A 13,095-nucleotide genomic window follows, 5' to 3' on the forward strand; every position below is an offset into this window, starting at 1 on the left:
TATGAAATATAAATGCAAGTCATATTCATATGTCTTAATAGTGGTATGCGCGTTGTTGTCAACATACAGCATATCTGCCCAATCAAAAAGCATTATATCTGGTAAAGTTACCATGGCAGGGGATCTAACTTTGGCAGGAGCTACAATTGCCGAAAAAGATCAGAATAACCGTATTATTAATGGGGTTGTGTCAGATTTTAATGGAAATTATGTCATCGAAATGACTGACCCAAATAATACCTTAACATTTTCATTTATAGGCTTTATTACCAAAGAGCTTATTCCTGGAGATGAAAGGTCTATAAACGTAGAATTAGCAGAAGATATTTCTGAATTAGATGCTATTATGTTACGTGCTAGAAAAAAGGTTTTTACTGGTGATTTTGAAGTTGAGAAACGCCGAATAGCAACAGCTATAGAAACTGTTTCGTTGAATGAGATTAGTGAATCTGTATCTACTGGAATTATAGACCAGTTGCAGGGGCGCTTAAGTGGTGTTGATATTGTTGCTACCTCTGGAGAACCAGGAGCAGGTATGTCGATTCGTATTCGTGGAACATCTTCATTAAACGCATCTTCAGAACCATTAATTGTTATTAATGGCGTACCAGTTGAAACAGAAGTGGATGAATTGTTTGATTTTGGTTCGGCAGATGAAGAACAATACGCATCTCTTATTGGAGTCGCTCCAGATGATATAGAGGAAATATCTGTACTAAAAGATGCAGCAGCTACGGCACAATATGGTTCTCGTGCAGCCAATGGCGTCTTACTTATAAAAACAAAACGTGGTACTAAAGGTAAGGCTCAGTTTAACTATAGTTACAAAGGAGCTGTTGCATGGCAACCAGACGGCATTCCTATGCTAAACGGCGATCAATATTCTACATTAATTAAGGATGTAAACCTCTCTGCTAATCTTACAGGAGGGTATCCACAAGTAGAGTACAATCCCAATTACGAACAGTACAATTTGTATAATAAAAATGTAAATTGGCTTGACGAAATAACACAAACAGGAACCACCAAAGACCATTCTTTGAGTGTTTCTGGAGGAGGTGAGAAATCATCATACCGTATTTCTGCGAATTATAGAAATCAAGAAGGTACCACTGTTGGTAGTGCATCAAAACAGTTTTCTACAAGAGCGATACTTGATTATAATATCTCAGATAAAATTAAAATCGCTACAGAGTTATCTTATAGTCATACTTTAACAGATCGCTCATACGCAAGAGACAATGCCCTTGGTCAAGAAAGTGTAAGATCGTTGGCGCTTATCAAAATGCCAAATCAATCTATTTACGAACTGGATGAATTTGGTAATGAAACTAGTGAGTATTTTACACCAACTGATGCCTTTCAAGGAGATGGTAGAAGCTATTATAACCCCGTAGCTATGGCTAGACTCGCTACAAATAATAGAGAAACGAATAGGATATCCCCAACGTTTAGGTTTGAATATAAACCTTCTAAAAGAATCTTTTTTAATTCAATAATCTCTTTTGATATAAATGTAGATAAAGACAAGAAATTTGTTCCAGAAGCTGCTTTAGGAACGGCATGGACAAACTCAGCAGCTAATAGAGCAACTTTTGCAGATGGCGAGTGGTTTGTGGTACGTACAGACAATAAAGTGATTTGGAATCCTTCATTAGGAGAAAACCATTCACTTTTTGCAAGTGGAACCATTCAAACGTTTGAAAAAACGAGTCAAGGTTACTCTGCCAGAACGACTAATTCTCCTAGTAGTTTAATACAAACTCCAATCGCTCTTTCTTTAGTTGAAAATTCTGGTACCGCATTAAGTTCATCGTTTACTCAAAGCAGAACAGTTGCATATAATTTGATGGCTAATTATCAATTTATGGATCGTTATGTTTTAAATGCAGGCATCCGTTCTGAAGGAAATTCAAAATTTGGTAAGAACTATAGATATGGTACTTTTCCTAGTATAGCGGTAAGGTGGAATATCGTTGATGAAAAATTTATGGAATCGTATAATTTTATTAACGAATTAGGTCTTAGAGCTAGTTATGGTGAAAACGGTAACGCTCCAAATTTTAATTATGGGCAATATAACACCTATTCAACTTATGATTATAATTATTTAGGAGAACGCCCTGTAATCCCCGATAATTTAGAATTAACAGATTTAAGATGGGAAACAGTGATCCAAAAAAATATTGGACTTACCTATACGCTATTTGATCATAGAATAAATGGTGATTTTGAATACTATAAAAAAGAAACGAAAGATTTACTTAGTAAAAATAATACCATTCCCTCTACATCTGGGTTCTCAAACCTTCCGTTTGTGAATTTAGGGGATATTAGTAATGAAGGATTTGAGGTAAGTCTGAGAACAAAGATTATTCAAAACGAAAATTTTGGTTTAGAGCTTAATTTTAATGTTGCTCGTAACGTAAATATTATTGACAAAATTTCTGAAGCTCAGGTCGTAGAAACTGGTAATCCGTTAACAACCGGGTCTGGTGGGTATTTAAAAAGAATTCAAGAAGGGAATCCTATTGGTTCGTTTTATGGGTATAGATATTTAGGCGTTTATAGTACTAGCGACAATTTAATTGCAAGAGATGCAAACGGTGAGATCATTTATGATTTAAACGGCCAGCCCAAAAACATGAAGTTTAATAATAATACAGAATTTGCTGCTGGTGATGCCAAATATGAAGATGTAAATAAAGATGGTAATATAGACCGCTTGGATGTTGTTTACTTAGGTAATGCAAATCCACTATTATATGGCGGGTTTGGAGCTACAATTAGGTATAAAAATTTAAAACTGGTTACTTTTTTTAATTATAGATATAATCAAAAAGTGATCAACCTTGGAAGAATGAGTACAGAAAGTTTGGATAGTTATGACAACCAAAGTACAGCCGCTCTTCGTAGATGGAGGTTTGAAGGCGATGTAACAGATATTCCCAGAGCACGTTTAAACAGTCCTGTAAACACATTAGGCTCCGATCGTTTTCTTGAAGATGCTTCATTCTTAAGAATGAAAAACATTACTCTAAGATATGATTTACCAAAACTTTTTACTCAAAAATTACATGTAATTAGGGCCTCCCTTTTTATAACAGGATCAAACCTGTTAACCTTTACAAAATATTCGGGTGCAGATCCTGAAACAGGAAATAGTAGTGACTGGACAAAACTTGGTTATGATACAAGTCAAACACCCCAATCACAACAGATAACTGCTGGGTTAAATTTGTCATTTTAAAATGTAATAACGCTATAAAGTATTATGAAACAACATATAATTAAAATATTCAAAATCGTTCCAATAATTTTAATCACATTGTCTTCGTGTGATAGCTATTTGGAACTAGAACCCCAAGATAACCTTATTCAAGGAGAATTTTGGCAAAACAAAGAGCAAGTCTCAGCGGCTGTTGCAGGATGCTATGCATCAATGAACCAGTCTGCATTTACAAGCAGAGTACTTATGTGGGGAGAGCTCAGAGCAGAAATGATTGTTGCTAGCGAAAGTTCAAGCAACAATGCGCGAAACATGATGAAAAATTACATATTACCAACCAATAATTTAGTAGAATGGAAATCATTTTATGCAACCATTAACTATTGCAATTTGGTGCTTGAGTTTGCAGATGGCGCACAAGAAAACGATTTGTCTTTTACAGAACAGGAGTTGCATCGGTTTAAAGCAGAAGTTTTAACCATTCGTTCTTTAGTTTACTTTATTCTTGTACGTAACTTTAAAGAAGTTCCGCTGGTTTTAACCGCTACCGCAAATAGTCAAACAGATTTTTATCCTGCAAAAAGTAGTGAGGCAGATATTATTGCACAAATTATTACAGATCTTAATGCAGCTGTAGAAGACCTTAATTTAGGATACTCAGAATCTGCAGCACATGATAAAGGAAGAATGACTAAAGGAGCTGCCTTAGCAATTCTTGCAGATGTTTACCTATGGAACAACCAATTTAACGATTGTATTGCCGCGTGCAATAGTATTATAGAATTAGGCAAATATAATTTGGTGGAAAGCTCAGAATGGTTCAATCAATTATTTTTTGAAGGTAATTCTACAGAAGGCATTTTCGAACTACAATTTAGTGATATAAATGCAACCATTAGAGATGGATTTTACATATCAACACCAAATTATGCCCCTTATCAAGAAATAATTGATCTTTATTTTGAATATCCTTCAGATGTAAGAGGAGATAAAGCAACATTTGATTTTTCAGGATATGTGTTTAAATATGCAGGTATTAATAATTCTGGATTTTATCGTGCTTCAGACGAATTCTATAATAATTTTATATTTTATAGATATGCAGATGTGTTGCTAATGCAGGCAGAGGCTTATATTTTATCTTCAGACTTTAAAAACCTTCCTGTAGCTTATAATTTAATAGACCAAGTACACCAACGTGCTATAGGTGCCCCCTTAGATGCCTCTCTTGATGAGCAGTCTTTATTAACAGCATTACTGTTAGAACGACAAAAAGAATTTGCTTTCGAAAGTAAAAGATGGTACGACTTACTGCGTTTTGCCCGTCGTAATGAGTTTGAAAATCAACAGCTTATATTAGATTTAGCCGATATAAAGTCGGGAGCAGATGATTACGATCAAATATTAAGTTACTACTCAGACTCTGAATCCTATTTTTTACCCATTGATCAAAATGAAGTTAATCTGAACCCTCAATTACTTCAGAATCCATATTATGAAAACTAAACTAAAAATAAAAATTATGAAAACAACTAAATTTATTACATGGATAGGATGCCTTCTCATGTTTATAATAAGTATAAACAGTTGCACAGATAAACTGGATGGCACTACTTTTTTCACATCAGATGACATGACGATTATTGAAACTTTGGAAGCGAATCCAGAGCTGTTTTCTTCATATAGTGCTATTTTAGAAAAAACAGAATTTTCTACAGCATTAGAAAGTTATGGATCTTACACTTGTTTTGCACCAACCAATGCAGCAATTAAAGCGTATTTAGAAGAAAAGTTTAATGTTAGTTCTGTTGACGAATTAAATTCTGAAGAGCAACTTGATTTTTTAAAAATACTAGTAAAATTTCATACGTTACCATCAAATAGAGGTACAAATAGCTTTATTGAAGGAAGAATTGTAGACACAACATACACAGGCGATTACCTTACATCTTCTTATTTACTTGGTGGGGGAATTTCAGATGTAGTGATAAACCGGGAAGCAAAATTAAATCAATATGATATTGCAACAACTAATGGTGTAATACATGCACTAGACGCGGTGTTAGATCCCTATATTGATGGGGTTCCCAAAACAATGGAGAATACTGGAAAGTATACTATTTTTGTAGAAGCCTTAAAACAAACAGGCTATTACGAGGCTTTTTCGGTATTTGTTTCCGAATCTGGTTCAAAAAACAATTTTACCATTTTAGCAGAGTCGGACGAAATATACAGTCAAGAAGGTATTAATTCTTTTAATGATTTAGCAAACTTAATTTCGCCAGATAATTCAGATTATCTAGATACTAGCAACCCTTTAAACCGTTTTGTAGCTTACCATGCAACACAAAACTTTTTATATACCTCAGATTTCCCTGAAGATGCATTTATCAATACTGTTTTAGAAAATAATGCCATTAAGTCGTTTAAAACAGATAAACTTCTTAAAATAAATGAAACAGAAACAGGTGTTGATGATACATGGGTCTCTTTACTTTCAGATCAAAGTAACTTCCCGGCAAAAAATGGCGTTTACCATACGGTTGATAAAATTCTACACGTATTTGTACCTAAAGCAAAATATATCATTTTTGATTTGGTATCAGATCAACCCGAAGTGCAATCTAAACTAATTGGAAAACTTGTAAATGTTTATCCTGATGCTTTTGAGTATATAGATTGGTTCCCTAGAACACTAACGTCAAGATGGAATAGTAAAAGTAGTCTTACAGCATATAATTATAACATATTAGATACAAGCTCTAGTTTAGCTTGGATTGAATTTGTTACCCCTGTACTTCCTAAAGGTCAATATGAATTATTGGTTTGCAGTAATGGTGGTAATAGTGCTAGAGGTGTTAAACAAACATATTGGGATGGTGAGCCTATAGGTTCTGTTTATGATGTAAGAACCAAGGCAGCTAGTGTAGGCTATCCAGATGAAATTGAAATGGAAGCCAATAATTGGAGACGTGGTAGTAAACTCTTTATTAATAACGCTGGAGTATCTGCTTATGATAGCACAAGCTTTATCAGGTTTATTATAACTAAAGAATTGCTTTGCCCGGTGCAGCAGAGACATGTTATTCGTTTTGAAACTATAAAATCGGGTGGTGTACCATTTGATTATATAGAATTTATACCAGTAGAATAATATAAATAACTAAAAAATTTAGAATGAAAAACATAAATAAAAAAAATTTTATTTTTAGTCGGTTTATCATCATGGCTTGTATTGTTTTTACTGTTGCATGTGAAGAGGATGCCTCAGATGAACATTACGAGCAACTTGACTCAAGACTAGAAAACAACCTTTTATCTGTATTATCTGCAGACCAAGAGTACTCTACTTTTGTTACATTACTTGAACAAACAGGTTACAGCGACGTATTGGAGACCCCACAGGCTTATACTGTGTGGGCTCCAAATAATACGGCTTTGGCACAAGTACCAGATATGGTGTTGAATGACCCCGATTTGTTGAAACAATTAATTGGCAACCATATATCCAGATTTACATACAATTCTAGTATTGGAGAAGATCCTGTTTTTGTAAAAATGTTGAACAATAAGTATATCGAATTTTCAAACGATGCGACACGTGTTAGTTTTGGAGGCATAGAAGTTATTGAAAAAGACTTATTAGCAGCCAATGGTATTTTGCACACAGTAACCGATGTTTTAACTGTTAAAGCAAATATATGGGATCACCTTAACGAGAATACTGATCAATTCCCTGTTATGATGGATTATTTATCAGAATTCAATAGCACTGTTTTTGATGAAGTAAACAGTGTGAAAATTGGAACAAATACACTCGGACAAACAGTATACGATTCTATATATAGTTCTTCCAATTCTTTTTTTAAAACCATTGGAGATCTTAGCTCAGAAGAGAAACGCTTTACATTTATTGGCTTAACAGATAATGCATATGCAGATACTTATAACGTATATAAAGATTATTACCAATATCCAGTTGAAGATTCTATAAAATATAATGTAGACAAGGTCATATTCAGCAATATAAACTTCCCGCTCGTTAATCTTGAAGATTTGAATGGCACCAAAGTACTAAACACAGTAGACAATGAAGTTGTAATAGATCCAAACACAGTAGTAGAAGATGTAAGTTTAAGTAATGGAAACTTGTTTGTTGTTAATCAATTGGATTATAACCCTAAAGATGTAGTGTATAAACCAATACGCTATGAAATTGAAAACGCTCAAAGAAGAGAAATAGGATCATTAACAGACCTTATAATATTAGACCAATATAGTGCTTCTGCTTCTGGAAACTTTACAAATATTGTTGCGCTATTAGAGAATCCCGCAGTCGATGAGAGTAATAATTATTTTGAAATAGCTTTCAGTAATGTTTTATCCTCTAGTTATACCATACACTTAAAATTTTCTGCTATAGGAGCCTCTCAGGATACTCAATTAAAATTTGAATTGAGCTATGTCGATGAAAATAAAAACACCATTGTAAATCAAATTCCACCAACTGTTGTTAGTAAAGATGAAGATGGTATTGTTCAAATAGGAGGCACCTATAACTTTCCCGTTTATATAAACGCAGAAAACAACAATGACTTTTTTGTAAAACTTAAGGTTATTGTTGCTGTTAGCGAACCAGAGTTATTCATATACGATCGTGTATTTGGCATCGATTATGCAGAATTAAGACCAACAGAGTAACTACAACTAAAATTTAAACATGAATTATCTAACTATGATAAAAATAAAAAATACATGTACCTTGTTTTTCATTTTGTTCTTTGTATTTACTTTGGTATCGCAAGGACAAGAAAAATTTGGCAGAACAATAACCGGTTCAGTACTAGATGCCACCAACAATAAGCCATTACAAGGAATAAATATTAGGGCAGGAATGTTTTCTTCTGTACTAACAAATAAAGCAGGTGAATTTACTATTAACGTACCTGATGGAAGAGCAACGCTTGTAGTAAGCAGCCCTTCTTTTCAAGATAAAGAAGTTGCTTTAAAAGGGAGAACAAAAATTGAAATTAAAATTTATAACAAGCATTTTAATTCCTATTACAAAAAGGTTGATATGCCTTTTAAAAAACAATCAAATACATCGGTTGTTAATGCAATAGCAGTTAAAGAAGGCCGTATTTCAAGCCCCCGAGAATCTGTAGCTAATATACTAAACGGTGAAGTAAGCGGCATGAGAACAGTTATGCGCTCTGGAGTTCCTGGTATTGGCGCAAACATTTTTTTACGTGGGTACAATACATTAAACGCATCAACCCAACCTTTAATAATTGTTGATGGCATGATGTTAGAAACCAATACGTTTAATAACAATGCTACAATAAATGGATATAGTTATGATCCTTTATCTGATATTAATCCCAAGGATATAGCCAATATTACAGTAATAAAGGATGCAGCATCTATCTATGGCTCAAGAGGTGCAAATGGTGTTATACTTGTTGAAACCAATAAGACCGAAGATATTTCTACCAAAATAGATTTTTATGTGCAAGGTGGGTTAAATTTAGCGCCAGACTATATTCCCTTGATGAACGCTAATCAGTTCAAAACATATCTGGCAGATCAAATGAATGATTCCGAACTTTTCACAAATGATGAAATTGCATCATCTCCATTTTTTAATGAAAATACGTCGTTTGCAGATTACCAAAAATATCATAATGAAACAAATTGGCAAGATCAAATTTTTGATAATAGCTATGTAACGGAATATTACCTTAGAGTAACTGGTGGTGACGAAATTGCCAAATACGGACTTTCTATTGGATATTCTACAAACAAAGGTATTTTGTCTAACTCAAATTTTAACAGATTTACAACACGATTTAACGCAGATACTAACATAACTCAAAAACTTTCTTTAAGTACAAATTTAAGTGTAAGTTACGCAACACGCGATTTATTTGATGATGGGTTATTGAGCACATCCCCTATTTATTCAGCACTCGCTAAATCACCATTTCTGTCGCCTTATGTGCCAAATGCAGATGGTGTAGTAACCAGTATTTACGAAGATGTAGATAATGTGGCGGCTATTAGTAATCCCGTAGCAATTGTTGATAACGCAACGTTTCAAGCAAAAGATTACAATTTATATGGGCATTTAAAATTTGGATATCAATTTTCAGACAAATTTGGTCTTAGCTCTTTAATTGGTCTAAATTATATAAAAAACAGACAAAATGTTTTTCTACCAGATTTAGGACTTGCTACAAGCGTCAATGAGTATGGCGACATTCTTTATCGTGCTTCTAAAGTAAGTGTAGAAAGTTTGTTCGCTATTTACAATGATACGAAGTTAAACTATTCATTTAATGTTAACGATTTGCATAATTTTTCTATAAACCTTGGTTTTAGATATAATCAGAATAATTATGAGAACTCGTATGCTACTAGTGGTAATTCAGGCGATGACGAATTTACATCTTTAGGAGATGGTAATCAATTTACATTTGTTACTTCAGGAAGTATAGGGAATTGGAAATATGCTTCTATTTATGCCAATGCAGATTATTCTTTTTTAAATAAATATTTTATTAGTTATAATATTGCTTTTGATGCATCTTCAAGGTTTGGAGATGATAAAGCAGCTGGTATGTTCCCAAGCATTGGAGCAGCATGGTTAATGTCTTCAGAAAACTTCATGGCTGGTGCTTCAGGTATAGATCAAATTAAGCTTCGTGCTAGCTACGGTTTAACAGGAAATGATGGTATTGGTAACTATAATGCCGAGTCTTATTTTACCTCTCGTAGATTTTTAGGAGGTACAGGTCTTGTAAATGGAAATATTGCTAATAGCTCTATTAGATGGGAAGAAACTACAAAAGCAAACCTAGGTCTTGATATTGGATTATTTAATGAACGATTATCATTTAATTTTGATTATTTCAATAATGTTACAGAAGGGTTATTAAACAACGTTGAAATAAATTCCGTTTACGGACAAGACAATTACATAACTAATGAAGGTAAATTAAAAAATCATGGTTTTGAACTTGGGTTTAATGCCCGCGTTTTTAACACGAGTAATTTTAGTTGGGATATTGGTGGAAATGTATCTAAGTATAAAAACGAAATCACGTCACTTCCAGGACAGAGTCAAATATTAGATATTGATGGTATTGGTGCCACCATATTAAACCAAGAAGGAAGTGCTTTAGGGTTGTTTTATGGATATAAAACAGATGGTATTTATACAAATTCTGAAGCTGCAAATTCAGACGGTTTAAGTTGGACAGATTTTAGAGGTTTTGAACAGCCTTTTGTAGCTGGCGATGTGAGGTTTGTAAATACAAATGCTTCTGATAATGTAATTAATGAAGATGACAGAGTTGTAATTGGAGATCCAAATCCAGATTTTACAGGCATGTTTTACAATACATTTACATATAAGAAATTAACCCTATCGGCAGTATTTTCATTTAGTCAAGGAAATGATATCTATAACGCTTTAAGAAGAAGCACAGAATCGATGTCTGGTTTTGAAAATCAAAGCTTAGCTGTAGCGAATCGTTGGACGGTTGAAAACCAAAATACAAGTATTCCCCGTGCTGTTTATGGTGATGAAGTTGGTAATTCAAGATTTTCTGATAGATGGATTGAAGATGGTTCCTATATACGTCTTAAAACATTGTCGCTGTCTTATAGTCCAGATATATTTAATGCTACTATTTATATTACAGCAAATAATATACTAACATTTACCGATTATTTAGGATACGACCCAGAAGTTAGCAACTCGCAAGTAAGTTATTTGCAAGGTATAGATGCAGGGTATACACCCCAATATAGTTCTGTGCTGGTTGGTGTTAGAATAGGACTGTAATTTTTTGTAGAAGATTTAAATAATAAAAACATATGAAACAGTATATAAATATTTTATTCAGTTTACTCTTAGCTTTAACGCTTTTTACTTCTTGCGAAAATTTACTTGAAGTAACTCCCGAAGAAGTATTATTAACAGATGATTATCTGGGCGATGACGAGCTAGATGCAAGATCTGCTTTATTTGGCGTACTTGGTCAAATGCAGGATATTACAGCACAATACGTTGTTTTAGGGGAAATGCGTGCAGATTTAGCAGATGTTAGTCCCGAAGCAACAGATGAACTTAGGCAAATTAACAATCATCAAATTAGTTCGGAGAATAGTTATACAGACTTAACAAATATATTTTCTATAATAAACAATTGTAATTTTGCTATAGCAGGCATAGATACAGAAGCTTTTGAAGGGGTATTGTTAGAAGATTATGCTTCTATACTTCGAATTAGAACTTGGGCACAATTACAAATCTTAATTAATTATGGGCAACTTCCATACATTGATACACCAATTACAAGTGATGACGATTTCGATAAAAACTACCCTTTGCTTTCTTTTGAAGATGGAATTACTCAATTAATTGAAAATCTAGAACTTATTGCAGGTATCGAAAACGTGAGCAAATACGAAAACTCATTAGGATATAGCATCTTTAAAATGATTCCTGATAATGATATTCTTTTAGGCGATTTGTATTTATGGAAAGGAGATCATGTTTTAGCCGCTACACATTACAAACAGTTTCTTGATGATAATGTATTGGGAAATACATATAACTTAAACAATTTTGATACCTCCACAATTTTAAGTGCGGGTGTATATACTGTAAATGGTGAAGCATGGGGCTTAGGAATTTTTAATGATTTTCCGCAATCAACCGTAATTATTAATTATACGGCTTTTGTTGAAGCGTATCGTCAACCAAATACGGGTTATGCTGTACTTAAAGAACAAATCACGTATTCACCTGTAATCGCACAAAAATGGTCGGCGCAAATTCGAGGTTTTGAAGGCGCCCCTTACGAACAAGCAAATTATCCAGGAGATTTTGTTAGGTTTGAGGGTTCTATAGATCCTACAGATTTTTCTATAAGTAAATATAACTATAACTATTTTTCGTGGTACAGAGCTGCCAAAGTTTATCTTAGGTATGCAGAAGCTATTAATTATGCAGGATATCCAGAACAAGCTTTGGCCATTATTAATGGTATTTTTAACAATACGCAAGTCGCACCAATAGATGCCCCTGTTTTTAATAATACTGAAGCATATTTAAATTTTGATATAGATCAATATTACGCTACAAACTCTAGCGGTCAACCAATATCTGGAAATCAAGGCATTAGAGGCAGAGTTGATCTAGCTCCTGTTAATGTAGATCCAGGTCTTACTGATGCCCAAACCATAGAAGCTGTTGGGGCACTTATACTTAATGAAGCAGCATTAGAGCTTGCTTTTGAAGGTAACAGATGGGAAGATCTTCTCCGTTTTGCTAAAAGAGCTAATACCCCTGCGATAGTTGCTGATGCTGTTTTTAGTAAGTTTGAAAGTTTAGGAGATTTATCTACTGCCAATACCATACAACAAAAATTATTGAACCCAGATAACTGGTATTTACCATTAACTATTCCAGATAATTTTGTGGCTGATTAGTTTTAAAAAGTAATTAATAACTATCCTTTTAACCTGAGTTCGACGTAAGTACAATTAACGTCAAAAAAGGGTACATACAGGCATGTTATCAATTTCTTTAAGGACTTGTTTTTCAGAATAACAAATAGCGTAGCTTGAATCTCAAATAAACCACTCCTATAGACTTCCTGTCCATAGGGGTGGTTTAGGTTTTATGAGATACGTAAGCCTACACGATCTGATGTCTATTCCATACTTTTACATCTGAAAAATCATAAGACACAAACAACTACAAACCAATCACTAAACCAGATTTTTTCTCTATTCTTTTTGCTTTTATTTTTTTAAATTACCGTTTGTAACGGTCTTAAATTGGAAAAACAATC

Annotated in this window: 6 protein-coding genes; all 6 read left to right on the forward strand. The window is 33.6% G+C overall.

All coding sequences use genetic code 11. The features are described 5' to 3' along the window. Position 1 precedes the first annotated feature (1 nt). Genes Q4Q40_RS05680 through Q4Q40_RS05705 form a run of 6 tightly spaced genes read left to right on the forward strand, consistent with a single transcriptional unit; the run spans position 2 to position 12,730 of the window. Complete coding sequence (locus Q4Q40_RS05680; RefSeq protein WP_303300782.1) at positions 2-3,250, forward strand: SusC/RagA family TonB-linked outer membrane protein; 3,249 nt, start codon at positions 2-4, stop codon at positions 3,248-3,250. A gap of 24 nt (positions 3,251-3,274) precedes the next feature. After that, the gene (locus tag Q4Q40_RS05685) at positions 3,275-4,735 is read left to right on the forward strand and encodes a RagB/SusD family nutrient uptake outer membrane protein (protein ID WP_303300783.1); all 1,461 of its coding nucleotides are present in this window, start codon (positions 3,275-3,277) and stop codon (positions 4,733-4,735) included. Positions 4,736-4,751: 16 nt separating this feature from the next. Next, complete coding sequence (locus tag Q4Q40_RS05690; RefSeq protein ID WP_303300784.1) at positions 4,752-6,383, forward strand: fasciclin domain-containing protein; 1,632 nt, start codon at positions 4,752-4,754, stop codon at positions 6,381-6,383. 23 nt (positions 6,384-6,406) lie between these two features. Next, positions 6,407-7,930, forward strand: a complete 1,524-nt coding sequence (locus Q4Q40_RS05695; RefSeq protein WP_303300785.1) for a fasciclin domain-containing protein — start codon at positions 6,407-6,409, stop codon at positions 7,928-7,930. A 34-nt stretch (positions 7,931-7,964) separates the two neighbouring features. Continuing rightward, the gene (locus Q4Q40_RS05700; RefSeq protein WP_303300786.1) at positions 7,965-11,078 is read left to right on the forward strand and encodes a SusC/RagA family TonB-linked outer membrane protein; all 3,114 of its coding nucleotides are present in this window, start codon (positions 7,965-7,967) and stop codon (positions 11,076-11,078) included. Positions 11,079-11,110: 32 nt separating this feature from the next. After that, entirely contained in the window at positions 11,111-12,730 is a 1,620-nt protein-coding gene (locus Q4Q40_RS05705) for a RagB/SusD family nutrient uptake outer membrane protein (RefSeq protein WP_303300787.1), read from the forward strand. Positions 12,731-13,095: the final 365 nt, after the last annotated feature.

Source organism: Flavivirga jejuensis (genome assembly GCF_030540765.1).
GTDB classification, from domain to species: Bacteria; Bacteroidota; Bacteroidia; order Flavobacteriales; family Flavobacteriaceae; genus Flavivirga; species Flavivirga jejuensis.